This is a genomic window from Bradyrhizobium sp. 164 (assembly GCF_023073715.1).
Lineage (GTDB): Bacteria > Pseudomonadota > Alphaproteobacteria > Rhizobiales > Xanthobacteraceae > Bradyrhizobium.
Map to the genome: position 1 here is coordinate 21,959 of NZ_JADPKA010000108.1, position 24,460 is coordinate 46,418.

The following is a 24,460-nucleotide window of genomic DNA, read 5'->3' on the forward strand; positions in this document are numbered from 1 at the left end:
GTCAGATCACCTTGCCGGGATTGAGCAGATGCTCGGGATCGAGCGCGGCCTTCAGGGTGCGCATCAGCGCGATCTCAGGCTCGCTCCTGGCGTGATCCAGCCATTTCTTCTTCAGCGTGCCGATGCCGTGCTCGGCGGAGACGCTGCCGCCCATCTCGCGCACGAGACCATAGATGATCGCGTCCATTTCCTCCTTCGGCTGCTGCGCGACGGAGAGACCCCCGACCCAGGAGACGAGATGCAGGTTGCCGTCGCCGATATGGCCGTAATAGACGCTCTCGCAGCCCTTGATGCCATCAGCGAGTGCGGCCTTGCAGCGCGTCGCGAACTCGTCCATCCGCGCCACCGCCAGTCCGATGTCGTAGGAGATGTGCGGCCCCAGCACGCGGCCGAACTCGGCACAAATGTCGCGCACGCGCCAGAACGCTTGCGTTTGCGCCAGCGATTGCGCCACCGCCGCGTCAGTCAGCAGCCCGCGCTCCATCAGCTCTTCGAGCCAGGTCTGGAAGCGCGGCGCGTCGATACTCTCGTCGGTGCCTTGCGCCTCCACCAGCACGTAGAGGCCGTGGCCAGCTGCGACCGGAGGCTTCACGCCGGCGCGAATCGTGATCACGTCCCAATAGTCCGGCCACATCACCTCGAAGGCCGACAGCAGCGGCCCGAGCCCGCTGCGTGCGGCGCCGAGCAGCGCGATCACCGCGGCATAGTCCTTCAGCGCGCAGAGCGCAGCCATGGTCGAACGCGGTTTTGGAAACAGCCGCAGCACCACGCGGGTGATGATGCCGAGCGTGCCTTCCGAGCCGATGAAGAGATGCTTCAGATCGTACCCGGCGTTGTTCTTCATCAGCTTGTTGAGGGTGGTGATGATGGTGCCGTCGGGCAGCACCACTTCGAGCCCGAGCACCAGCTCGCGCGTCATGCCGTAACGGATCACGCGGTTGCCGCCGGCATTGGTCGAGAGATTGCCGCCGATGGCACAGGAGCCGCGCGAGCCGAGATCGAGCGGAAAGAAGAAGCCGGCCTCATCTGCGGCCTTCTGGATCGTCTCCAGCGGCGTGCCTGCCTTTACCGTCATCGTTGCCGACGCAGGATCGATCTCCTCGATGCCGGTCATGCGCTCGAGCGAGATCGCGACCCAGCCTGTTTCGGGCGATGCGCCGCGGCACAGCCCGGTCAATCCGCCCTGCGGCACGAAGGGAAGCCGCGCCTGCCGGCAGACCAGGATCGCATCGGCAACGCCCTGCGCATCGAGCGGACGGATCACCGCGCGCGGCGTTTGCGGCAGGCTCGCGCTCCAATCGTTGCAATTGCGCGCCGGCACGTCGCTGCCGGTCAGCACCGCGGCCGCGCCGAGCTTGTCGCGCAACGCGCCGAGCAACTGGTCCGGACGCTCAACCGGGTTCGCCATATCCATGCGAGACCTCCTTGGGGCGCCGACGGGCGCGGGTTTGCATTCGCCTTGTATGTAAGGTACAAGGCGAAAATGTAAAGCAAAACAATGCTTCGACAGGCGCTGAAGATCTGATGGATCAGAGGCTTAGTCCGAAGCCGCAGCAGAGGATGATGTTGATGATGGAGGCAATTCGCGGGTTCTGGGTGGCATCAGTGACGCCCCTGGCGACGGACGGCAGCGTGGATTCCACAAAGCTCGCGGCTCATGCCAAGCAACTCTTCAGTAGAGGGATCGACGGTGTCGTGCTGTTCGGCACCACTGGCGAGGGCACCTCGTTCACTGCCGCCGAACGTATCGCGACCATCGAAGCCGTGCTCAAGGCCGGCGTCGCGCCGGAGCGTATCGGCATCGGCGGCGGCTTCCCCGCCATCACCGACGGCATCGCATTGACGCGCGCCGTGCTCGGCCTCGGCCTGCGTCACGTCCTGTTGCTGCCGCCTTACTTCGATCGCAACGTCACCCCTGAAGGCATCGAGGATGCCTTCGCCGCGATCATCGACGGAGTCGGCGACGATCGCCTGCGCGCCTCGCTCTATCACATTCCACAGGTCTCGGGCGTCGCGATCCCGACCAGCGTCGCTGCGAATCTGCGCAAGCGCTACGGCAAGGTGGTTGCGGGCCTGAAGGACTCCAGTGGCGACTTCAAGGAATTCCAGGCGTTCCGCAACGCCGCGCCCGACCTCGCCATCACCGTCGGCAACGAAGCCGACATCGCCCGTGCGATCGCCGCCGGCGGCGCCGGCACCATCTGCGGCATGGCCAATGTCGTGCCGGAGCTGGTCAAGGCCATGGTCGACGGCAAGGATGTCGAAGCGCGCATGCAGGCCGCGATCGACGTCGTGGACAAGACGCCATCTCTGGTCGCGACGCTGAAGGCCATCCTCGCGGCGCAGACGGGCGATGCCAGCTGGCTGCGTGTGCGACCGCCGCTCCGCGCGTTGTCCGACGGCGCCGCGTTCCAGCGGAAGCTCGACGCGTTGATGGCGCCTGCCATCGCCTGAGATCCCACGTAATCGCGGTACACTGCCGCGGTTCGCGTGACGAGACGTTCGGCGAGAAGATCATCGCCGGCATCTGCGACGACCATCGCGATGCGATCCTGGGTTGGCCGGCAAGTTCGCCTCGATGAGCGTCGTGGCGCTGATGCCGTTGTTCTCGGTCACGGCATCGCAAGTTGCGGCGACCGGCGCAGCCCCCGCTCGGGCAGCTCGTTCCAGGCGAGTGACCGCGACGCGAAGGCTAGCCAAGCGCGCGACAATCGTTCAAAGCCCATGGCCTGTTCTCGTCAAGGTTCACGCCATGAAGCGCCGTACCGTCACTCCCGCCGAGATCCGCCGCGCGTTGCTGTTGCGCGAAGAAATCGCGTTGCTCGATCTCAGATACGAGGCGGCGTTCGCGACTGGTCATCCGCTGTTCGCTGCTAACATGGCTGCCGACCGGATCGCGGTCGAAGCCGAGGTCAGGCTGCCGCGCAAGGACGTGGCGATCGTGCTCTATGACGATGGGGAAGAGCTGGTTGCGACCGGCGCCGAACGTCTGGCCGCGCTCGGCTACAGCAACATCAGCGTGCTCGATGGTGGGCTGAGGGCCTGGCGCAAGGCCGGCTACGAGGTGTTCGAGGACGTCAATTCCTATTCAAAAGCATTTGGCGAGCTGGTCGAGGCGCGCCGCCACACGCCTTCGCTCAGCGCCGACGAGGTGGCAAGACTCATTGCCGAGAAGGCCAACATCGCCATTCTCGACGTTCGCCGCTTCGACGAATATGCGACCATGAACATTCCGGGCTCGGTCAGCGTGCCGGGCGCGGAGCTGGTGCTGCGCGCGGGCAGCGCCGCGCCCGATCCCGCCACCACGATCATCGTCAATTGCGCCGGCCGCACGCGCTCGATCATCGGCACCCAGTCGCTGATCAATGCCGGCGTGCCCAACCAGGTGTGCGCGCTGCGCAACGGCACCATCGGCTGGACGCTGGCGCGGCACAGGCTCGATCACGGCGCCGACAGGCGCGGCGGGCTCGGGCCGTTCGAAGGCGGCCCGGCCAATGCCCGCGACGTCGCCTATCGCGCCGGCGTTCGTCATATCGGCGCGAGCGAGGCGGCGGCGCTTGTCGCGCGGACCGACCGCACGCTCTATCGCTTCGACGTGCGCGATGCCGAGGAATATGCGGCCGGCCACCTTCCCGGCTTCCGCCACTATCCTGGCGGCCAGCTCGTTCAGGAGACCGACATGGCCGCACCGGTGCGTGGGGCGCGCATTCTCCTGACTGACGACAAGGGCGTGCGTGCCGACATGACGGCGTCCTGGCTCGCGCAGATGGGCTGGGAGGTCTATGTGCTCGAAGGCGGCTATGACGGTGCGCTCGAGATCGGCCCGCCGCGCGTATTGCCGAAGCCAGATCCGGCACATCGTTACCGCCGCCCCTATGAAGGCACCGACGTCGCCGAAGGTGCGATGCAGGCCTATCTGAACTGGGAGTATGGCCTGGTCGAGCAGCTCCGCCGGGACGGAACGCACGGGTTTTATGTGATCTGACTCTGTTACCCTTCACCCTCTCGGGATGGCGGAATTGCTGACGCAAGCATGGCGGGCTCCCGCCATCTTCTCAGGCCCTATTGTGCCGCGCACCGTCCGCGGTCTATGAGCTGCGGCAACGTTGCTACTTACGGAGATACAATGCCAGCCCCCGGCCAAAGCCCCGAGCGGAATGCGAAGGCGCTGCTGCTCGAAGGCGTCAATGATAGCGCAGTCGACCTGTTCAAAAGCGCGGGCTTCACAAATGTCGAGCGCCTGACCAAGGCGCTGGACGGCGAGGATCTGCGGCGGGCGCTCAAGGGCGTGTCGCTGCTCGGCATCCGCTCGCGCACCCAGGTCACCGATGAAGTGCTTGGGGCCGCCGACCAGCTTCTCGCGGTCGGCTGCTTCAGCGTCGGCACCAACCAGGTCGATCTGACCGCGGCGCGCAAGCGCGGCATTCCCGTGTTCAACGCGCCGTTCTCCAACACGCGCAGCGTCGCCGAGCTCGTGATCGGCGAGATCGTGATGCTGCTGCGGCGGATCTTTCCGCGCTCGGTGTCGGCGCATGGCGGCGGCTGGGACAAGTCGGCGACCGGCAGCCGCGAGGTGCGCGGCCGCACCCTTGGCATCGTCGGCTACGGCAATATCGGCTCGCAGCTCTCGACGCTCGCCGAGGCCATGGGCATGCGCGTGATCTATTTCGACCGCACCGACAAGCTCCGTCACGGCAACACCGAGCCGGTCGAGAGACTGGAGGAGCTGCTGGCGCAGAGCGACGTCGTCAGCCTGCACGTGCCCGAGACGCCGGAGACCGCCGGCATGATCGGCGAGAAGGAGCTGCGGGCGATGAAATCAGGCTCGTTCCTGATCAACAACAGCCGCGGCACCGTGGTCGATCTCGATGCGCTCGCGCGCGCCTTGCGCGACGGCCATCTCGCCGGCGCGGCCGTCGACGTGTTTCCGGTCGAGCCGTCCTCGAACGCGGATCGCTTCAACAGCCCGATGCAGGGCCTCGAGAACGTCATCCTCACGCCGCATATCGGCGGCTCGACCGAGGAGGCGCAGGAGCGGATCGGCGGTGAGGTTGCGCGCAAGCTGGTCGACTATTTCATCACCGGCTCGACCATGGGCGCGGTGAATTTCCCGGAGGTGCAGCTGCACTTGCGACCCTCTGGCGCGCGCTTCAGCCACGTCCATCGCAACGTACCCGGCATGCTGCGGCGCCTGAACGAAGTCTTTCTCCAACGCGACATCAACATCGCTGCGCAATATCTGGAGACCGCCGGCGATCTCGGCTACGTCGTGCTCGATGCCGACTTGGCCGGTCAGGATTCGGCAGCGCTGCTCCAGCAGATCCGCAGCCTCGAGGGCACGGTAGGCGCGCGGCTGGTGTTCGAGCACTAGCGCATCATTGACGGCCGGCGGTAGGTCGCCTTCAATGCGGCCTCCTGACGGATCGAACGAGAACAGAAAACAGGGGGAAACCATGGCGCAAATGCGTGCGAAGCTCCGTGCGCTGCTCGTAGGGACGGCGGCTGCATTGACTGCGGGTAGCGCCTCGGCGGCGACGCTGACAGACGACGCCGAGACGGTCTGCAACGGTCTTGTTGGCGGCACTGATGCGGTGAAGATCGATTCCGCGACATTGCTGGCGCCGTCGCAACTCGCCGTCGCCGAGCGCGGGCCGACCCCGTCGGGGCGCATCACGCCGGCCAATCCGCGCTTCTGCAAGGTGCTCGGCCACATCGATCCCGCCGACCCAAGGCGCCGCCGATCAAATTCCAGGTCAACCTTCCCGTCGAATGGAACGGGCGCTCGCTGCAATATGGCGGCGGCGGTTTCAACGGCGTGCTGATCACCGGCCTTGCGCTGCCGCCGGCCTATCCCTTCGACAAGCCGTCGCCGCTCGCGCGCGGCTTCGTCACCTATGGCACCGATTCCGGCCACGAGACCAAGCAGGGCGAGCCGCCGCAGCTGTTCGCGCTCAACGACGAAGCGTTCGAGAATTTCGCCCATCGCGCCTACAAGAAGGTGCGCGATGCTGCGGTTGCGCTGATGCAGCGCGCCTACGGCAGGAAGCTGGACAAGATGTACTTCATGGGCTCGTCCGAAGGCGGCCGCGAAGGTCTTACCATGGCGCAGCGTTATCCCGACGATTTCGACGGCATCTTCGCCCGCGTTCCCGTCATCAACTGGGTCGGCTTGCAGCATGCCGGCACCCGCTCGGGCCTCGTGACCATGGGCGAGGGCTGGATCAATCCGGCGCAGGTCAAGCTCGTCGGCGATGCCGTGCGCGCGGCCTGCGACAAGGCCGACGGCTCCGACGATGCGCTGGTGCAGGATCCCGTTTCCTGCAAGGCGGCGTTCAAGGTCGAGACGCTGCGCTGCGCGGCGGGCGAGAGCGGCGATCAGTGCCTCACTGACGCGCAGATCAAGGCCGTCAACACGCTGCACGCGCCCTACAAATTCCCGTTCGCGCTCGCCAATGGTCTCGACGATTATCCGGGCTGGGGCGTCTCCGGCGAGGACACGCCGGCAATCGGCCCGACCGGCGGCTGGGTCGCATGGTGGCTCGGCACCGCGCCGCCCGCGCAGCCGCCTGCGCCCAACAACGGCATCGCCTGGATCTACGGCGCCGGCGGCATCCAATATGTATTCGCGCGCGATCCCAAGCTCGACGTCACCACCTACAAGGTGGAGGAGCACAAGGCGCGGCTGATCGAGGTCTCCACGCTGATGGACTCGACCGATCCCGATCTCAGCCGCTTCCGGGTGCGCGGCGGCCGGCTGATCATGCTCGAGCACATGGCCGACTATGCGCAGAGCCCCTATGCCGGCATCCGCTATTTCGACAGCGTCGAGCGCAAGCTCGGCAAGGCGGAGACCGCGGAGTTCGCGCGGCTCTACACCGCGCCCGGAGTCGACCATGTCGGCTCCGGCGCGCCGGCCAATGTCGACATGCTGAGCGTGCTGGTCGACTGGGTCGAGCAGGGCAAGGCGCCCGGCGATCTCGAAGTCGCCGAGCAGAAGGTCGAAGCGCCGTCGTTCGCGACGCTGCGCGCGATGCCGCTGTGCCGCTGGCCGGCCTGGCCTCATTACAAGTCGGGCCCGGTGACGGAGGCCTCGAGCTTCACCTGCGCGCCGTAAACGCTCAGTCCAAGCCCGCCACTCCGGTGGGTAGGCGTTATCTCGTCGCCATCGCCTGTGCGCCTCCGAGCAATTGCGCATTGAGCCTGCCGCCGGAGAACAACATGTCGTCGAGCGCCTCGTCGATGTCGGCAGACACGACGGAATTGCCACCGTCTCGCGCGAGGCTCCCTTGCGCAAGCCGTCGCATCAATTCCTTGATGAAGGCACAGCTCGTGCCCTCACTGCGGCGGGCCGCTTCTGCGATGATTGCATCGTCGAGCGGCAGCCCCTTGCCGTAGAGCCGGACCAGCTTGCCGCGGCCGGTCTCGTCCGGCAGCGGGACTTCGATGGCCTGATCGATGCGGCCCGGGCGGCCGGCGAGGGCGCCTTCGAGGTCCTCAGGCCGGTTGGTGGTCAGGACGAACAGGATGTCCGCGTCCTCCTTCAGCCCGTCCATCTCGTTGAGCAACTTGTTCAGCATGGATTCTTCGCACGGCCCCATGTCGTCGCGGTCGCGGGCGATGAGATCGACATCCTCGATAACGACCATCGACGGCTGGAGCAGCCGTGCCAGACTCATATAAGCGCCGAGAAGCTCGATTTGCTCGGCGGTGATGATCAGTGTCGTGTGCCCGGGCAAATGAGTTGCCAGATAGCGGATCGTATGGGTCTTGCCGGTGCCCGGCGGTCCGTAAAGCAAGATGCCCTTACGTGTCGACTGGCCGAGCCGGCGCAATTGATCTCGGGTGTTGACGAAAGTCAGAACGTTGCGATTGAGCAGCCGCAGGGTCTGTTCGGGCAGGATCACCTCATCGCGCGCAACCGGCGGCAGCCGATGCACCGTGATGCCGCGCGAGCGGCCGCGATAGTCGGAATCGGCGTCGAGGGACAGGATCTTGCCGCGATAGCTGCGCGCAGCTTGCACGGCCTGCTCCAGCTCGCCAAAACACTGCTGCACGAGTGCCGCGCCCGCGGTGCCTGCCGGCACGAGGATCTCGATCCGAATTCCCGGTTCTCGGCTGTATTCGCGGTGGGCACACAGCAAGACCGCGTAACGAAGGCCATCCTGCTCGCACAGCCAGAGGCCGTTATCGAGACATTTGACCGGGCTCTTCTCGCCGACATCCACGTCGGAATATTGCAGCGGAGCAATCGCGAGCGCATTGCGGCCATCGCGGAGGAGCCGTGAGATCGACAGCGTTTCGTAGCGCTGTTCTTCGTTCAGCCCGAACAGCCGGATCGACTTGCCGAACAGTCCCTCGATCGCTGCCTGGACATCGACCCGCATATGGCCGGGAAACTGGCGGATGGTGGTCACGAGATTGCTACGCGAGACGTTGGCAAAATGCCAGTCAAGCACGTCGCAAGCGTATTCGAACTCCTCTTCCGACTCTTGCGGTGTGTTCACGGTGTCTGCTGCACGAATGCAGTCGCTGCACAGCCAGACCGTGCGGCTCCCGATCCGAACATCGGTCTGTCCCTCAGGCTTGCCGCAGAGTTCGCAGGGGGTCTTAATCTCTTCTAGCGTGATCCTCAGCGGATGTTGGCCGAGCCAGATATATTGCTGAGCCGACTTGAACAGCGCCTCGGCGACCGATTGCGGGTACGGACCGCAAGTGGCCTTCTCCTCCCGCTCGACCCGCGCTATCACCGCGGCCGCTTCACGCTCCGATTTGCCAAAAACCTGGCGGAGCAACCCGATGACAAACTCGTCCGGCGTTTCGTCATCATTGTGAATCACGAGCTGAGCCGGCTCGCGCTCGCCGCGCGCATCCTTCGTCATGAAATGATCCTATTGCAACCAAAACGAGTGAAGAACAAATATGGAACATAAAGGAGGGCGGCCGTCAAGCGCCAACGGGTGCGTCAAATTCCCGATGGAATTTCAATGCGCCATCCCACTCGCCGCCTTCGTGCCGCGTCGGCTTGACGATCGGCACGACCGCGATCGCCATGGCCATGCCGCATCGGCAACCCCTCTTTGACAACGCGGTTGGCCTCGCATTATATATTTCGTATGCGAAATAAGGAAGCCACAGCGAGCCACCATCGCCTGATCTACCTGCTGAGCGTCGCGCAACGCCGGTTGCAGCGCTGGATGGCGGCTCGGCCCGAGAGCGAGGTAACGCCGGCGCAGGCCGGGCTGCTGTTCATTCTCGGCAAGCAGGATGGTGTGCTGATCGGTGAGGCGGGTGCGGCGCTCGATCTTGGCCCGGCCGGCATTTCCGGCCTAGTCGATCGCACGGCAGCCGCCAAACTGATCGAGCGGCGGGCCGATCGCGAGGACGGACGCGCCTGGCGGATCTGGCTGACGCCGAAGGGGCGCAGCGCGCTGGCGCAGGCGAAGGCCAGCGCGGCGGAGGTCAATGCGGCGCTGACGGAAGGATTTACGGCTGCGGAGATCGACATCGTCGCACGCTGGCTGATGTGCATTCAGGACAAGTTTCCAAGAGGAGCAGACGAATGACCGAGCACGTCCGGATCGAGAACAACAGCGGAATTCTTACCCTTACGCTGGCGCGCCCCGACAAGAAGAACGCGCTGACGGACACGATGTACGGCAAGCTCGCCGACAGTATCGAATCCGCCGAGTTCGATCCGTCCGCTCGCGTGATCCTGATCCGCGGCGAGGGCGACATGTTCACTGCCGGCAACGACGTCGGCGAATTTGCCGCGGTTGCAGCGGGCAAGTCGGAAGGCAGCCGCAACGTCGTGCGGTTCATCCAGTCGCTGGCGCGTTGCACCCGGCCGCTGGTTGCGGCGGTGCAGGGCCGCGCCGTCGGCGTCGGCACCACGATGCTGCTGCATTGCGATCTCGTCGTCCTCGCCGACAATGCGCAATTGTCGACGCCCTTCGTCAGCCTCGCGCTGGTGCCGGAAGCGGCCTCCAGCCTGTTGATGCCGGCGCGGATCGGCTACGCCCGAGCTTATGAGATGTTCGCACTTGGCGAGACGGTGCCGGCGCAGGCCGCGCTGGAATGGGGCCTCGCCAACCGGGTGGTGCCGCTCGACACGCTCGATGCCGAGGCGCTTGCGCTCGCGCAGCGCCTGGCCCGCCAGCCGGCCGGTGCGCTCATCGCCACCAAGAAGCTGATGCGCAATGGCGAGGCGCTGGTTGCGCAGATGAACGCGGAGGGCGAGCAGTTCACGCAGCGCCTGCGCACCGCCGAAGCGCGCGAGGCGTTCACTGCCTTTGCAGAGCGCCGACCGCCGGATTTCACCAGGGTTGCGTGAGGGAACGCGGCCTGCCGGAGGCGCAGCGAGTACAACCCAGGTATTCGATTAAAGTCTTAACCAAACCTTGGCATGTCGCGGTGCAAGGTGGCTGCTCGTCAAGACTAGGCCCCCGACCATGGCAATGTTTAAGAAATCGGTAAGCTCGCTTCTCCTGACTTTGATGGCCCTGCTGGCCGCCGGCGCGCTGGCCAGCACGGCGATCCAGATGTTCGGGGCCTTCGGCCGCTACAGCGACAGTCTGGAGACCGAACGGCTTGCGAACGCGGACAAGGCGATCTTCCAGGGCGTGCTGTCCTTGCGCAACAATCGCGGCGATGCCCAGAGCGCGCTGCTCGGCGAGGACGATCCGCGTGCCAAGCTCGGCGCCGCCGAAAAGGCAGAGCAGGCCGGCTTTGACGCCATCATCGCCGCGCTCTCCACCGTGGAATTCGCCCGGCGCGACGAGCTCGCAAACACCTTGAAGCAGCGCTGGAGCGAGGCCGCGCCGAAATTCCAGCTGTTCTACGAGGAGGCCAGGCTGCCGCGCGGCGAGCGTAAGGTGGAGCGCACCGCCGCCTGGTACGATTCCGTCACGAGAGTGATCGAGACCGCCAATCTCGCCTCCACGGCGGTGTCGAACCGAGCCTGGATGAACGATCCTTTCATCGCCCGCATGATCCAGGCTCGCCGCCTCGCCTGGCAGGTGCGCGACCGCTATGGCATCCAGTGCTCGACGCTGCGCCCGAACGTCAACAGCTCCAAGCCGCTCGACGAGACCCAGAAGCAGACCGTGGCAAGCTGGAACGGCATCATCACCGCCGGCTGGACCGGCATGGAGGAGCTGCTGGCTGCGCCCGACGTGACGGCGGACCTCGCCAATGCGGCCAAGGAGGCACGGGCCAAGACCGATGGAGTTCTCAAGCAGATCGGCGAGCTGACCAAGAACCTCGACGGCAGCGGTCGCCCCGCGATGCCCGCTTCGGAATGGAACGCGTTATGCCAGTCGCCGTTCGCGTCCATCGTCGCCGTCGCGAACAAGGCCCTCGACCAGTCGATCGCGCGCGCAGAGACGGTCCAGAATAAAGGCCTCACCAACCTCATCGTGCAGTCGTTCGCATTTCTGCTCGCGTTGGCCGTGACCCTGGCCGGCGTGTTCGTGGTGCGCAACCGCCTGATGGGCCCGGTGCGCGCCCTCCTCGACGCCATCGCCCGCATCAGCGCGCGCGACTATGCGACGCCGGTGCCGCAATCCCGGCATCCCGACGAGTTCGGCACCATGGCCGCCGCACTCGAAAGCCTGCGCGAGAGCGCGGCAACCGCGGAACGGCTGGGGCAGGAGCGTGAAGCGCAGCAGGCGTTCCAGCTCGCCCGCTCTGGCACCGTCGATTCCGCCTGCCGCAGCTTCGACGACACCGTGCAGGCTGTTATCCAGAGTGTTGCGGCCTCGACGCGGGAGCTCGATGACACCGCCAGCGGCGTGCGCTCGCTGGTCTCGCAATCGAGCAGCCAGACCGCGGCGGTCTCCTCCGCGGCCGAGCAGGCCACCAACAATCTCGAGACCATCGCAGCGGCGACCGAAGAGCTCTCCGCGTCCGTCGGCGAGATCTCCGCGCAGGTGCAGGCCAGCGCTCGCGAGGCCCGCGAAGCCGTGTCGCAGGCCGCGCAGACCAACGCGACCGTTGAGATCCTCGACCAGACCGCGAGCCGCATCGGCGAGGTCGTGAAGATGATCAACGCCATCGCCGGCCAGACCAACCTTTTGGCATTGAACGCCACGATCGAGGCCGCGCGCGCGGGCGAAGCCGGCCGCGGCTTTGCCGTGGTCGCCGGCGAGGTCAAGAGCCTCGCGGCGCAGACGGCGACCGCGACGGAAGAGATCTCGCGTCAGGTCGAGGAGATCCAGGGCGCGACGGGCCAGGCGGTTGCCGCCATCCGGTCGATCGGCGGCGCCATCAGCGGCATCGACGAGAAGATGACGGCGATTGCCGCGGCCGTCGAGCAGCAGCGCGCGGCCACCACCGAGATCTCGCGCAACTTCCAGCAGGCCGCACAAGGCACCCGCGAGGTCACCGATACCATCGGCAGCGTCGCCAGGCTCAACCGGGAGACCGGCAACGCCGGCACGGTGTTGTCTCACTCCGTCAAGAAGATGTCGGCGGACGCCGATCGTCTCCGCGTCGCGGTCGAGGGCTTTTTGGGAGCGGTGAAGACCGCCTAGTTTCGCTTCATTCCTTGATTCCAACGTCGCGCCTTCGGCATTGCCGCAGGTCGCCGCGGCGGGTACATCTGTGCCGCCTCGCAGCGTGTGCGCGGCGCCAGACGTAAGACACATCAGGGATGGAGAGTTCGATGCCGGTCACCCCACACAAGGCCCAGCGCCCCTATCGCGGCGTGTTCCCGGTCGCGCCCACTATCTTCGACGAGCGCGGCGAGCTCGACCTCGAAGGCCAGCGCCGCTGCATCGATTTCATGATTGACGCCGGCTCGCACGGCATCTGCATCCTCGCCAATTTCTCCGAACAGTTCGTGCTCACCGATGCCGAGCGCGAAACCGTGATGCATACCGTGCTGGAGCATGTCGCCGGACGGGTTCCCGTGATCGTCACCACCACGCATTTCAGCTCGGCCGTCTGCGCGGCGCGCAGCAGGCAGGCCGAGGCGGCCGGCGCCGCCATGGTGATGGTGATGCCGCCCTATCACGGCGCGACCTTCCGCGTCCCCGAGAAGGGCATCGTCGAATTCTTCAAGGTGCTCTCGGGCGCGATCACCATTCCGATCATGATTCAGGATGCGCCGGTTGCCGGCACGCCGCTTTCGGTCGAGCTGCTGGCGCGGCTGTCGCGCGAATTCTCCAACATCCGCTATTTCAAGATCGAGGTGCCCGGCGCTGCCGCAAAGCTGCGCAGCCTGATCGATGCGGGTGGCAAGAACATCGAGGGCCCCTGGGACGGCGAGGAGGCGATCACGCTGCTCGCCGATCTCGATGCCGGCGCCACCGGGGCGATGACCGGCGGCGGCTATCCCGACGGCATTCGCCAGATCATCGATCCCTATTTCGCCGGCAAGCGCGAGGAGGCCAAGGCGGCCTACGAGCGCTGGCTGCCGCTGATTAATTACGAGAACCGCCAATGCGGCCTGATCGCCTGCAAGGTCATGATGCAGGCCGGTGGCGTGATCAGGTCGGACACGGTGCGCCATCCGCTGCAGCCGTTGCATCCGGCGACGCGCGCGGGGCTGCTGGAGCTGGCCAAGGAGCGCGACGCGCTGGCGCTGCGGTGGGGGAAGTAGGGCTCTCCACCGTCGTTGCGAGAAGCGAAGCGACGAAAGTATCCAGACTGTTTCGGCGGAGAAAGTCTGGATTGCTTCGCTTCGCTCGCAACGACGGGGTCCGCCCATTTCGGCTGAAGGCGTCGAATTGGCGCGGTTCGGGTGGTTTCCCGCTGCCCGGCGATGACATATTGTACGTTTGCCAACCAGGCCTGCGGAGAATCTCAGGACATCACCTAACAGCTCTTCTTTTGCCGCTATTTCGAGCCAGGTTGGCGTGAACCGACGGAACAGGGAGGCAGTGCCATGACGATGAGGCCGGATCCCACCTTTCACGCATCGCCCAAGCTTGCGATGGAAGCACCAGCGGAGAACTTTGCCTACACGCTGCTGCTCAGTCCAGATTTCTCAAAACCTGATGCTCTCGCGGTCATCGACGTCAAGCCGGGGTCGCCGACCTACAGCCAAATCGTCCATACCGTGACGATGCCCAACAAGGGCGATGAATTTCACCACTTCGGCTGGAATGCCTGCTCCTCCGCCTTGTCGCCGCTCGCCGGACATGCCTTCATCGAGCGGCGCTATCTCATCATCCCCGGACTGCGCTCGTCGCGGATCTACATCATCGACACCAAGCCAGATCCGACCAAAGCCAAGATCCACAAGATCATCGAGCCCGAAGAAGTCTTCAAAAAGACCGGTTACTCGCGGCCGCATACCATCCATTGCGGGCCGGACGGCATCTATGTGAGCACGCTGGGCGGCGGCGGCAAGGACGGCACCAACGGTCCTCCAGGCGTTTTCATCATGGATTGCGAGACGTTCGAGGTCCTGGGACGATGGGAGATCGACCGCGGTCGGCAGACGTTGCACTATGATTTCTGGTGGAACCTGCCGCGCGACTACATGGTGACGAGTGAATGGGCGTTGCCGCCCCAGTTCGAGAACGGGATCGTCCCGGAAGATCTGCTCGCGAATAAATATGGCCATCGTCTCCACTTCTGGGATCTTCGCGCCCGTCGCAACGTCCAGACCATCGACCTCGGCGCCAATCATCAGATGGCCCTGGAGGTGCGGCCCGCGCACGATCCGGTTCGCGAATACGGCTTCGTTGGCGTCGTGGTCGACACCACCAACCTCGAAGCATCGATCTGGACCTGGTGGCGCGAAGGCGGGACATTCCACGTGGAGAAGACGGCGACGATCCAGCCGGAGCCCGCGCCAAAGGAGAAGCTCCCGCCGCTGCTCCAGGGTTTTGGTGCTGTGCCGCCTCTGGTGACCGATATCGACCTGTCGATGGATGATCGCTTTCTCTATGTCTCGTGTTGGGGCACGGGTGAAATGCGCCAGTACGACGTCAGTGATCCGCGAAAGCCGAAGCTTGCAGGCTCGGTCCACATCGGTGGCATCGCGCGCCGCACGCCTCATCCGAACGGCAAGGCCTTTGCGGCAGGTCCGCAGATGGTCGAGATCAGCCGCGATGGCAGGCGCGTGTACTGGACCAATTCGCTCTATTCCACCTGGGATGACCAATTCTACCCCGACGGAGTTCCGGGCGTGGAAGTCATGGCCAATGTCGGTCGCGACGGCGGTCTCGAGCTCGACAAGGACTATTTCGTGAGCTTCCCCGACGGATATCGTGCGCACCAGATCAGGCTGGAAGGCGGCGATTGTTCGACGGACTCCTTTTGCTACCCGTCGGCCTAGATTGGGGACACGCGAGCCCGGCGCTTGGCTGGCTCTGGCTCGCTCTCGTTGCGAGCGGCTTCTATCACGGGGTCAATCCGGGTATGGGATGGCCGCTCGCCGTGTCGGCCGGGCTCATGGACAAGAGCCCGCGCGCGCTGTTCCGTGCGTTGTGGGCTCTGGCGGCCGGGCATCTTCTGGCAACGCTTCTCGTGCTGCTGCCATTCGCGCTGCTGCTCGTGCTGGCCGAGTGGCAGCGTTCGATCCAGCTAGTCGCGAGCCTTCTCGTCATCGGTTTCGGCGTCTATCGGCTGATCGAGCGACGTCATCCGCGCACGCTGGCACGAATTCCGCCAACGCAATTGGCGCTCTGGTCGTTTGCCGTTGCCATTGCTCACGGCGCCGCCTTGATGCTCGTGCCGATCTATCTCGGTCTCTGCCAGGCCTTCGAACTCGATGCCGGCCATGCGGCCGCCGGCGCGCTGATGAAGGCAAATCTTGTGAAGGCAAGTCTCGGGATGGCGGTGCTGGTGTCTGTGGTGCACGTTGCCGCCATGATCAGCGCGGGCGGATGTCTGGCGTGGCTGGTCTACCGCTATCTGGGATTGAGGCTTGTCTCGCGAAGCTGGTTCAATCTGGATGTGATCTGGGCAACCAGCCTCATCGTGGTTGGGATCGTGGCGCTCGCCTTCAATGTCTCGAGCTGGCGGTGAAGCCTAGCGCGTCAAAGCCCACTCGCCGACGATGCGAAAGCGTGCCTTCGCGTCGTCCTGTTTGAACAGTACGATGCGGTCGATCACGAGCGTCTTGGATCCTAGCGCTGCAAACCTGCTCCGCAGCATCTCCAGAATGGGCCCGCGGCGCTCTGCGTCCAGCCGTCCTGTCAGGGTCATGTGAAAGCGAAATTCTTCCATCACGTAAGGGTAGCCCCAGCGGTCGAGGTAATCGCGCTGCCGCTCGCTCAGTTTCTCGGGCTTGCGACGCGCGCGATCTTCCGCGCTCAGAGGGGCGCGGAACGAGTCGAATTCGCTGACACAATCGGCGGCGAGCTGCTGGAGCGCATCGACCGGCTCGGCCGCGATCACGGCAATGAAGCCGCTTATGGAATCGACGACCGGTCGTATCGCCGGAATCGGTCGCTCCTTACCAGCAAATGCCGCGCAGGCCGCCGCGAGCTCGGCCTCGCTCTTGCCCGGCGCCAGCATCATCGGCGCCTTCAGTGTGGCGTGAAAACCGTATTTGCGGGGATCGGCGCTGATATCGCGCCAGTCCGGCGCGACATCCAGTGCCTCGCGCGGAAACGGCACTTCGTCGCCGGTGTAGGCATCGTAGCCGAGCAGCTCGGCGCCGAAGCGGGAGAGGGCGCTGTGGGCGTCGGCCGCAAAATAGATCGCGTAGCGGGGAAAACCTGTCATCGCCTCAGCATAACCAATTTAAGCCGCAACGACAGCCTCGCGCGGCGCCGCCGCTGCTGCTGTGAGCAGCCGCGTCGCATCGGTGAGATGCACCAGCTTGCCGCCTGATATCACGGCGATTAGCCGCGGCCGCAACTCCACGCTGTCGTCGACCAAAAGAATGTCGGCGCGGCGCCCTTCCGCGATGGCGCCGCGATCGGTAAGGCCGGTTGCACGCGCAGGTCCGGCAGAGACCAAATCCCAGGCCTGCTCCAGCGGCAGCACGCGGTCGGCGGCGAGCCGGAATGCGGCCAGCAGCTGTGCCGGATAGTAATAGTCCGAGGCCAGCACCGAGCAGAGACCCTTGGCGACCATGTCCGACGCCCTGGTCCAGCCGGTATGGCTGCCGCCGCGCACGACGTTGGGAGCGCCATAGACGATGGCGTCGCCGTGGCTTGCTGCCGCCCGCGCTGTCTCCTCGTTGATCGGAAACTCGGCGATCAACGCGCCGAGATCGCGAAACTCCTGGCGCATCGCCGGCGTCGCATCGTCATGCGAGAGCATTCGCACCCCGGCGGCGCGGGCTGCCGCCGCAAGCCGCGAGACCGACGCCGGAACGTCGGTGGCGCGCGCCACCACACGTTCGACCAGCCGGTCAAATTCCTCGCTCGATAGGCCGGTGCGCTCCACCATGCGGTTGCGCTTGCGCGGCTTGGCCATGTCCGCAACCGTGCCGTCCATGTGGTCGTTGAAGGCGAACAGGTCGACGCGGCCTTCCGCGAGCCACTGGCTGATCTCGGTCTCGGCATCGAGATTGTAGGTCTCGTGCCGCAGGTGGAAGCGGGTGTCGGCGGCGAATTGCGGACGCTGCCGCTCGATCGCCTCCATCAGGCCGCGCGCATTGTCAGCGCTGCGCAAGCCAGGCTCCCACGAACAGGTCGTGGCGTGGAACACCGTGGTGATGCCGTTGCTGATCGCCTGACGATCACTGTCGGCGAGCGCGACGTCGATCGGGAAATCGACGCCGGCGCGCGGCATCATCTGGCGCTCGAAGGCATCGCCATGCAGATCGACGATGCCTGGCAGCACCAGCAGGTCGCGGGCATCGATAGCGAGCCGCGCGCGGCCGCGAGGGACATCGACCAACGCAATGTCCGTTCCGGACACGAGAAGTGAGGTTTCGACGAGCCCGGCGCCGATCAGGACCCGGCCGCCTTCAAGGAAAATGTCTGTCACGCGACCGCGCTTGGTTTGCTGGCAGGAGAACCGGTGAAAGAGCTCGCCCGTGCTTCGTATGTCGCGAGGAAATCTTCAATCCCGAGCTTGCGGAAATCGGGCAGCACTTCACGCAATTTGTCGTGATCCCAGTCCCACCAGGCGAGCTTGGCGAGCCGGCCGGCGATCTGCTCCGAGAACCGCCGCCGCACGATGCGCGCCGGATTGCCGGCGACGATGGTGTAGGCCGGCACGTCCTTGGTGACGATAGCGCCCGCCGCGATCACCGCGCCGGTGCCGATATTGCGGCCGGGCAGCACGATCGCGCCGTGGCCGATCCAGACATCGTGACCGACATGGACGTGATGCTGGCGGCGCCAGTCGAAGAACTCGGTGTCGTCGCTTTCACCTTCGAAATAGGCGCTTGAACGGTAGGTGAAATGCGCCTGGGTCGCACGATGCATCGGATGATTGCCGGGATTGATCCGCGTCATTGCCGCGATCGAGCAGAACTTTCCGATGGTGGTGTAGGTGATCTGGGCATCGTTGACGACATAGGAGTAATCGCCCATCGCCACTTCATGCAGTACGGTGCGCGCGCCGACCTCGGTGTAGGCGCCGAGCCTGGCCTCGTGCAGCTTGGCCGAGGGATCAATGGTCGGCTGAATCGAAAGAGCTTTGGCGGCCATGTTGCATCCGAAGCGCGAGGGTGGGGCATTTTTCTTGGAGCGGCTTGATGACAATGCTTTGATGACAACGTCATGACGTGGCGATGACAGGGGATGACGTGTGTTGGATCGCCGCACCGCAACGCGGATGTCACACAAGTGTTAAGCGCCGGCGTTAGCGGTGGGTCCGATTAATCTGGAGCCCTGCATGCTGGTCGTGGAAGGTCTGACGTGTCGCTTCGGCGCAAAGGCCGCGGTGGACGACGCTTCGTTTCAAGTTGCCCCGGGCGGCTTCGTCGGTGTGATCGGACGGTCCGGCGCCGGCAAGTCGACCCTGCTGCGGACCATCAACCGCCTGGCGACGCCGACCGAGGGCCGCATCCTGTTCGACGGCATCGATGTCACCGCGCTGCGCGGCAAGGAGCTGCGGCAGTGGCGGGCGCGCTCGGCAATGATCTTCCAGCAGTTCAACCTGGTCGGCCGGCTCGATGTCCTCACCAACGTCCTGATGGGGCGCCTCGCAACGATGCCCGCCTGGCGCTCGCTGTCGCAGCTCTGGCCCGAGCAGGATAAGGCGCTGGCGATGTCCGCGCTGGAGCAGTTCGACATCGCCGCGCTCGCCGCCCAGCGCGCCGACCAGCTCTCCGGCGGACAGCAGCAGCGCGTGGCGATTGCCCGCGCCCTGGTCCAGCAGCCCGACATCATCCTCGCCGACGAACCGATTGCCTCGCTCGATCCGCGCAACACCAAAATCGTGATGGATGCGCTGCTGCGCATCAACAAGCATTTCGGCATCACCGTGCTCTGCAATCTGCATTCGCTCGATCTGGCGCGCAGCTATTGCGACCGCCTGATCGGCATGGCGCAGGGCCGCGTGGTGTTCGATGGCGCGCCGGCCGCGCTGACCGATCACGTGGCGCGCGAGCTCTACGATCTCGAAGCCGCCGACGTCATGGGCGGCATGCCCATCCCGGCGCCCGAGGGCGTTCCGGCGCTCGGGACGGCCGCGGCGGCCTGAGCCTCGCCTCTTTTACTCAAGTCTTTGCGTCAAGCGATCCCCAACCGATGAAGAGGGTACCATGATCACTCGCAGATTAATCCTTGCCGGCGTCGCCGCGCTCGCCTTTGCCACCTCCGCCTCGGCGGACGACTGGAAAGCCAAATATCCCGAGCTGACCTTCGCGGTCGTGCCGGCGGAGAACGCCTCCGGCGTCACCGAGCGCTGGGCGCCGTTCGTGAGCTATCTCTCCAAGGAACTGGGCGTGAAGGTCACGCTGCGCATCGCCAACGACTATGCAGCCGTCATTGAAGGCCAGCGTGCCGGCAACATCCAGATCGCGAGCTACGGCTCGGCCTCGTTCGCCCGCGCCCGTCTGACCGGTGTCAAGACCGACGCCTTCGCCAACGACATCAACGCGGACGGCTCGACCGGCTATTATTCGGTGTTCTTCGTCAAGGCGAGCAGCCCCTACAAGAAGGTCGATGACCTCAAGGGCAAGAATCTCGGCCTCGTCGACCCGAACTCGACCTCCGGCAACAACGTGCCGCGCTTCGAACTCGACAAGATGGGCATCCCAGATACCGACACCTATTTCGGCAAGGTCGTCTTCACCGGCAGCCACGAGAATGCGATGCTGGCGCTGGCGCAGGGCACGGTCGACGTTGCCGCCAACCAGTGGACCAGCGATGACGATTCCACGCTGGCGCAGATGCTGACCAAGGGCATGCTGAAGAACACCGACGGCTCGGCGATGAAGAAGGACGATTTCCGCATCATCCACAAGTCGGCGCCGATCATCAACGGCCCTTATGCCTACAATTCCGACCTGCCGGAGGATGCCAAGGCCGCCATCGCCAAGGCATTCTTCGATGCGCCGGCCAAGGACAAGGCCGCGTTCGACCGTCTCTCCGATGGCCAGAAGAAGGGCTTTCATCCCGCCACCACCAAGGACTGGGATGGCACGATCGAGCTGATCAAGTTCGTCGATGCGCTGCGTAAGAAGAAGGCGTCCTGAGTTTTTGGGACTATGCACTGGAGCCGGGTCGATGGACCCGGCTCTTTCTCTTTGATCGACCACTTGTTCTGACCAGATGACCGTCGCGGTTTCGATCCTCCCCGAGCAGCAGCTTGCCGTGCTCAACGCCGCCTATCGCCAGGCGGTCGCGCGCAGGCGATGGCGCCTCCTGTTGGGAGCCGGTATCTTTGCCGCTGCGCTTATTCTCGCAGCGATCGGCGCCGAAGTGAATCTGCGCACGCTGTTCACCTATTTCGGCAACTTCATCAGCTATTTCGATCGCATCTTCACGCTCGACAGCGGCCAGCGGGTCTGGACTGATCTCGGCGAGTGGCTCTGGGGCTGGCGCAAATGGTTGAAGATGCTGGGCGAGACGCTGCTGATCTCCTATGTCGGCACGCTGATCGGCGCCACCTTCGCCTTTGCCCTGAACTTCTTCGCGGCGGAGAACACTTCGCCTGCGCCCTGGCTGCGCTTTGCGGTGCGGCGCCTGCTCGAATTCGCCCGCACCGTTCCCGGCATCGTGTTCGCGCTGATCTTCGTGATCGCCTTTGGGTTAGGTCCGATGGCGGGCGTGCTCGCGATCGCGATCCACTCCACCGGCGCGCTCGGCAAGCTGTTCTCGGAGATCGTCGAGAACGCCGACATGAAGCCGGTCGAAGGCATCCGCTCGACCGGGGCGAGCTGGCTGTCTTGCATGCGCTTTGCAATCGTGCCGCAGGTCACCGCGAGTTATGCCAGCTACGCGCTGCTGCGCTTCGAGATCAACGTGCGCGAAGCCTCGGTGATGGGCTTCGTCGGCGCCGGCGGCATCGGCCAGGAGCTCGTCGTTGCCATCCGCAAGTTCTATTACTCCGACGTCAGCGCGATCCTGGTCACCATCATCGTGACCGTCTTCATCATCGACATCACCACCGGATGGCTGCGCGGCCGGCTGTTCGGCAAGGAGGCGCGGACGTGACCGGGCCGCAGCAAGTCGAGACGCGAGAGATCCGCGCCCGCTACCCCGATGTGTTCAACCGGCCGGCCTTGGCGCGGCTTGCAACGCCGGCGATGATCGTCGCGGCGTTCGCGATCCTGATCTATGGTCTGGTCGATCTCGATTTCTCGCCGTCACGGTTCCTCGCAGGCCTCAGCCAGCTCGGCTGGATCAGCCTGATGATGATCCCGCCCGATCCCGGCTCCTCGTTGCCGGTCTATCTGAAGGCGCTGGGCGAGACGCTGTCGATCGCGCTACTCGGCACGACGCTGGCGGCGCTGTTCGCGCTGCCGGTGAGCCTGCTGGCCGCGCGCAACGTGGTGCCGTCGAAGATCCTGCGCTTTCCCGTTCGTCGCTTGCTGGATTCGATCCGCGGCGTCGACACGCTGATCTGGGCGCTGGTGTGGATCAATGTGGTCGGGCTCGGCCCGTTCGCCGGCGTGCTCGCCATCGCCGTGTCGGATTTCGGCGCCTTCGGAAAGCTGTTCTCGGAGGCGATCGAGGGCGCCGACCAGAAGCAGGTCGAGGGCATCCGCGCCTCCGGCGGCAGCGCGCTGCACGAGATCCGCTTCGGGCTGCTGCCGCAGGTCCTGCCTGTCATCGCCGGCCAGGTGCTCTATTTCGTCGAATCCAACACCCGCTCGGCCACCATCATCGGCATCGTCGGCGCCGGCGGCATTGGCCTCCAGCTCGCCGAGCAGATCCGCGTCTTGGAATGGCAGAAGGTGTCGTTCCTGATCCTGATGATCTTGGTCGCGGTTGCCGCGATCGATTTCATTTCCGGCAAGCTGCGCTTTGCGATTATCGGACGAAGGGCTATCGCTTAACGGCCGCAGTCTTCTTCCCTTCTCCCCTTGTGGGAGAAGGGGGCGCGAAGCGCCGGATAATGGCCGTCTCCGCGCATTCAAATGAGAGCCGCACTCGCGGAGAGAACCCGCACCCGTCTCGCCGCTGCGCGGCAAGCCACCCTCTCCCACAAGGGGAGAGGGGAAGAGGGCGGCAGCTCACCCGTTGTCCACCAAAAACTCCACCCGCTCTGCTGCAAACCGCGAGTGCTTGGTCACCAGCGGCTTGCCGTCGAGAGCGTGGTCGGTGGCATCGACCACCAGGATCGGTCGTCCCAGTGCAAGATCGAGCCGGGCGGCGTCAGTCGCGTCGATGATGCCGGCCGTTATCCGGGTCGCGCCGCGGCGGTAGTCGCGAATGCCGTAGTGCTCCAGCAACTTCGTCATCGAGCGCGTCGCGGCGAACACGGCGCCTGCGCCCGGAAACAACTCAGCCGACAGCCAGGTGGTGGAGACGCAGATCGGCGTGCGATCGGCGAGGCGGATCGCCTCGATCCGCAGCAGCGCCGCGCCGGCCTTCAAGCCGAGCTCGCGCGCCAGCTCCCGGGTCGCGACGTCATTGGAGGTCTCGATCAACTGGCCGCGCGGCTCGCGGCCGCCGGCGCCGACGATCTCGGAGAACCGGGTGCGCGAGCGCAGCGGATAGGCCAGCCTCTGCGCCTCGACATAGGTTCCGCTGCCGCGCTCGGCCCGGACCAGGCCGCGCTCGGCCAGCGCGGCCAGCGCGCGCCGCACGGTGTGGCGGTTCACGCGGTAGGTTTCCGCGATCTCCATCTCGCCCGGTAATTTGTCGCCGGCGGCAAAGCGGCCGTCGGCGATACCGCGCTCGATGCCGTCGGCGACGAGGCGCCACAGCGCGACGCCCGACGATGCAGTGTCTTGCATGCTCATATCGCTGGTCAGCCTAGCTCAGAAATCACGCCTTTGTCACGAAACAGTCATGGCGCTCCTTTATGAAGTTGTCTATTATCATAGACAACTTAGAATCGGCAAGTTCGGTGGATTTGGTGACCCAGCAGAATAACCAGCAAGCCCAGCGCAAGGCCGCGATGGCCGTGCTGGCGCACGCGGAGGCGGGCGAGATCGCCGCCCGCCTCCGCGCACTCGCCCTGCCGGCCCATCAAAATCTGCGCGAAGGCGAAAACGGTCTCGTCATGCTGCGCGGCCGGGTCGGCGGCGACGGCGCACCGTTCAACCTCGGCGAAGCCACGGTGTCGCGTGCGGCGGTCCGGCTTGCCAGTGGCGAGGTCGGCTTCGGCTACACGCTCGGTCGCGATAGCGAGAAGGCGCGGCTGATCGCGCTGTGCGACGCGCTGGTGCAGTCCAGCGATTTTGGCGCAGCCGTCGAGCGCGAAATTATCGCGCCGTTGCGCGAGCAGCTTATGACGAGGCGCCAGCAGGCAGCGGCGAAGACTGCCGCGACGAAGGTTGATTTCTACACCATGGTGCGCGGTGAGGGGTGAGATCATGACCACGATTGCAGAACTGCCGCCGGGTTTCGCCGACAGGGTTCTGTCGGCGCAATCGACCTTTCGTTCGGTCATGGATGCGATGGCGCGGCCGGGTTCGGTCCAGCGCATCGTCCCGACAGCCGGAGCGCTTCATACGATGATGCGCGGCACCGCCGCGATCGCGCTGACGCTGTTCGATCACGACACGCCACTCTGGCTCGATGCGCGCATGGCAGAAAATTCCGACGTGATGAAATGGCTCAAGTTCCACACTGGCGCGCCGGTGGTGCAGGACACTTCGATCGCCAGCTTTGCGCTGATCAGCGACGGTGCGGCGCTGCCGCCGCTCGAATGCTTCGCGCTCGGCACCAACGAATATCCGGATCGCTCGACCACATTGATCCTTCAGGTCGATAGTCTGGGCTCGGGACGCAGCGTCGAGCTGCGCGGCCCCGGCATCGATGGCTCCACGACGCTCCAGGCGTCGATCAAGCCGTTCGATCTGTTCGAGCGCCTGCGGTTCAACGAGGCGCTGTTTCCGCGCGGCCTCGATGTGGTGCTGGTTGCCGATGATGCGGTGGTTGCGATCCCGCGCACCACCCGCGTCGCGAACAAGGAAAGCTGACCG

The 24,460-nt window shown here is 65.1% G+C and carries 21 protein-coding genes and 1 pseudogene; 16 read left to right on the forward strand and 6 right to left on the reverse strand.

Annotated elements, in window-relative coordinates; genetic code table 11:
• Position 1 precedes the first annotated feature (1 nt).
• Positions 2–1,414 carry an FAD-binding oxidoreductase gene (locus tag IVB01_RS32600; RefSeq protein WP_247281503.1) on the reverse strand — a complete coding sequence of 471 codons (1,413 nt, stop codon included), beginning with the start codon at positions 1,412–1,414 and terminating at the stop codon, positions 2–4.
• Positions 1,415–1,569: 155 nt separating this feature from the next.
• Between IVB01_RS32600 and IVB01_RS32605 the strand changes: the two genes are divergently transcribed.
• From IVB01_RS32605 to IVB01_RS32625, 4 genes and pseudogenes are all read left to right on the forward strand, one after another.
• A complete protein-coding gene (locus tag IVB01_RS32605) occupies positions 1,570–2,454 on the forward strand; it encodes a dihydrodipicolinate synthase family protein (protein WP_247281502.1) in 885 nt (294 codons plus the stop codon).
• A 298-nt stretch (positions 2,455–2,752) separates the two neighbouring features.
• Positions 2,753–3,985, forward strand: coding sequence for a rhodanese-like domain-containing protein (locus IVB01_RS32615; RefSeq protein ID WP_247281501.1), 1,233 nt, complete (start codon positions 2,753–2,755; stop codon positions 3,983–3,985).
• A 141-nt stretch (positions 3,986–4,126) separates the two neighbouring features.
• On the forward strand, positions 4,127–5,371 hold the full coding sequence (gene serA, locus IVB01_RS32620) for a phosphoglycerate dehydrogenase (RefSeq protein WP_247281500.1): 1,245 nt from the start codon (positions 4,127–4,129) through the stop codon (positions 5,369–5,371).
• An 82-nt stretch (positions 5,372–5,453) separates the two neighbouring features.
• Positions 5,454–7,114 (forward strand): annotated as a pseudogene (locus IVB01_RS32625) (tannase/feruloyl esterase family alpha/beta hydrolase).
• 37 nt (positions 7,115–7,151) lie between these two features.
• On the opposite strand, the gene IVB01_RS32630 reads toward IVB01_RS32625, so the two are convergent.
• Positions 7,152–8,879, reverse strand: coding sequence for an ATP-dependent Clp protease adaptor ClpS (locus IVB01_RS32630; RefSeq protein WP_247416895.1), 1,728 nt, complete (start codon positions 8,877–8,879; stop codon positions 7,152–7,154).
• Positions 8,880–9,113: 234 nt separating this feature from the next.
• Between IVB01_RS32630 and IVB01_RS32635 the strand changes: the two genes are divergently transcribed.
• The 6 genes from IVB01_RS32635 to IVB01_RS32660 all read left to right on the forward strand — a co-directional run bounded on the left by IVB01_RS32635 (position 9,114) and on the right by IVB01_RS32660 (position 15,978).
• Positions 9,114–9,563: a MarR family winged helix-turn-helix transcriptional regulator gene (locus tag IVB01_RS32635; RefSeq protein ID WP_247281498.1), complete on the forward strand. Its 450-nt coding sequence runs from the start codon at positions 9,114–9,116 to the stop codon at positions 9,561–9,563.
• Positions 9,560–10,330 carry an enoyl-CoA hydratase gene (locus IVB01_RS32640; RefSeq protein WP_247281497.1) on the forward strand — a complete coding sequence of 257 codons (771 nt, stop codon included), beginning with the start codon at positions 9,560–9,562 and terminating at the stop codon, positions 10,328–10,330. Before IVB01_RS32635 ends, IVB01_RS32640 begins: the two co-directional genes overlap by 4 nt.
• Positions 10,331–10,448: 118 nt before the next feature.
• Positions 10,449–12,530 (forward strand): methyl-accepting chemotaxis protein, encoded by a 2,082-nt coding sequence (locus tag IVB01_RS32645; RefSeq protein WP_247448911.1) that lies wholly within the window; start codon positions 10,449–10,451, stop codon positions 12,528–12,530.
• A 131-nt stretch (positions 12,531–12,661) separates the two neighbouring features.
• Positions 12,662–13,600, forward strand: coding sequence for a dihydrodipicolinate synthase family protein (locus IVB01_RS32650; RefSeq protein WP_247281495.1), 939 nt, complete (start codon positions 12,662–12,664; stop codon positions 13,598–13,600).
• 285 nt (positions 13,601–13,885) lie between these two features.
• The gene (locus IVB01_RS32655) at positions 13,886–15,286 is read left to right on the forward strand and encodes a selenium-binding family protein (protein WP_247281494.1); all 1,401 of its coding nucleotides are present in this window, start codon (positions 13,886–13,888) and stop codon (positions 15,284–15,286) included.
• An 83-nt stretch (positions 15,287–15,369) separates the two neighbouring features.
• A complete protein-coding gene (locus tag IVB01_RS32660) occupies positions 15,370–15,978 on the forward strand; it encodes a hypothetical protein (protein ID WP_247281529.1) in 609 nt (202 codons plus the stop codon).
• Between the two features lie 3 nt (positions 15,979–15,981).
• Here IVB01_RS32660 and IVB01_RS32665 read toward each other — a convergent pair whose 3' ends face one another.
• From IVB01_RS32665 to IVB01_RS32675, 3 genes are read right to left on the reverse strand one after another with little or no spacing between them, the layout of a single operon-like run.
• Positions 15,982–16,680, reverse strand: coding sequence for a DUF1045 domain-containing protein (locus IVB01_RS32665; protein WP_247416890.1), 699 nt, complete (start codon positions 16,678–16,680; stop codon positions 15,982–15,984).
• Between the two features lie 18 nt (positions 16,681–16,698).
• Positions 16,699–17,895, reverse strand: a complete 1,197-nt coding sequence (locus IVB01_RS32670; protein ID WP_247281492.1) for an alpha-D-ribose 1-methylphosphonate 5-triphosphate diphosphatase — start codon at positions 17,893–17,895, stop codon at positions 16,699–16,701.
• Positions 17,892–18,563 carry a chloramphenicol acetyltransferase gene (locus IVB01_RS32675; RefSeq protein WP_247281491.1) on the reverse strand — a complete coding sequence of 224 codons (672 nt, stop codon included), beginning with the start codon at positions 18,561–18,563 and terminating at the stop codon, positions 17,892–17,894. Before IVB01_RS32675 ends, IVB01_RS32670 begins: the two co-directional genes overlap by 4 nt.
• A 187-nt stretch (positions 18,564–18,750) precedes the next feature.
• Here IVB01_RS32675 and phnC point away from each other — a divergent pair, with 187 nt between their 5' ends.
• From phnC to phnE (IVB01_RS32695), 4 genes are all read left to right on the forward strand, one after another.
• Positions 18,751–19,560 carry a phosphonate ABC transporter ATP-binding protein gene (gene phnC, locus IVB01_RS32680; protein WP_247281490.1) on the forward strand — a complete coding sequence of 270 codons (810 nt, stop codon included), beginning with the start codon at positions 18,751–18,753 and terminating at the stop codon, positions 19,558–19,560.
• Positions 19,561–19,621: 61 nt separating this feature from the next.
• Positions 19,622–20,557 carry a phosphonate ABC transporter substrate-binding protein gene (gene phnD / locus IVB01_RS32685; protein ID WP_247281489.1) on the forward strand — a complete coding sequence of 312 codons (936 nt, stop codon included), beginning with the start codon at positions 19,622–19,624 and terminating at the stop codon, positions 20,555–20,557.
• A gap of 76 nt (positions 20,558–20,633) precedes the next feature.
• Positions 20,634–21,518 (forward strand): phosphonate ABC transporter, permease protein PhnE, encoded by an 885-nt coding sequence (phnE, locus tag IVB01_RS32690; protein WP_247281488.1) that lies wholly within the window; start codon positions 20,634–20,636, stop codon positions 21,516–21,518.
• The gene (gene phnE, locus IVB01_RS32695; protein ID WP_247495184.1) at positions 21,515–22,363 is read left to right on the forward strand and encodes a phosphonate ABC transporter, permease protein PhnE; all 849 of its coding nucleotides are present in this window, start codon (positions 21,515–21,517) and stop codon (positions 22,361–22,363) included. Before phnE (IVB01_RS32690) ends, phnE (IVB01_RS32695) begins: the two co-directional genes overlap by 4 nt.
• Before the next feature lie 177 nt (positions 22,364–22,540).
• Here phnE (IVB01_RS32695) and phnF read toward each other — a convergent pair whose 3' ends face one another.
• Positions 22,541–23,272: a phosphonate metabolism transcriptional regulator PhnF gene (phnF, locus tag IVB01_RS32700; RefSeq protein WP_247281486.1), complete on the reverse strand. Its 732-nt coding sequence runs from the start codon at positions 23,270–23,272 to the stop codon at positions 22,541–22,543.
• A gap of 158 nt (positions 23,273–23,430) precedes the next feature.
• Here phnF and phnG point away from each other — a divergent pair, with 158 nt between their 5' ends.
• Both phnG and phnH read left to right on the forward strand, forming a co-directional pair.
• The gene (gene phnG, locus IVB01_RS32705) at positions 23,431–23,844 is read left to right on the forward strand and encodes a phosphonate C-P lyase system protein PhnG (protein ID WP_247448914.1); all 414 of its coding nucleotides are present in this window, start codon (positions 23,431–23,433) and stop codon (positions 23,842–23,844) included.
• A gap of 4 nt (positions 23,845–23,848) precedes the next feature.
• Positions 23,849–24,457 (forward strand): phosphonate C-P lyase system protein PhnH, encoded by a 609-nt coding sequence (gene phnH, locus IVB01_RS32710; RefSeq protein ID WP_247281484.1) that lies wholly within the window; start codon positions 23,849–23,851, stop codon positions 24,455–24,457.
• Positions 24,458–24,460 lie beyond the last annotated feature (3 nt).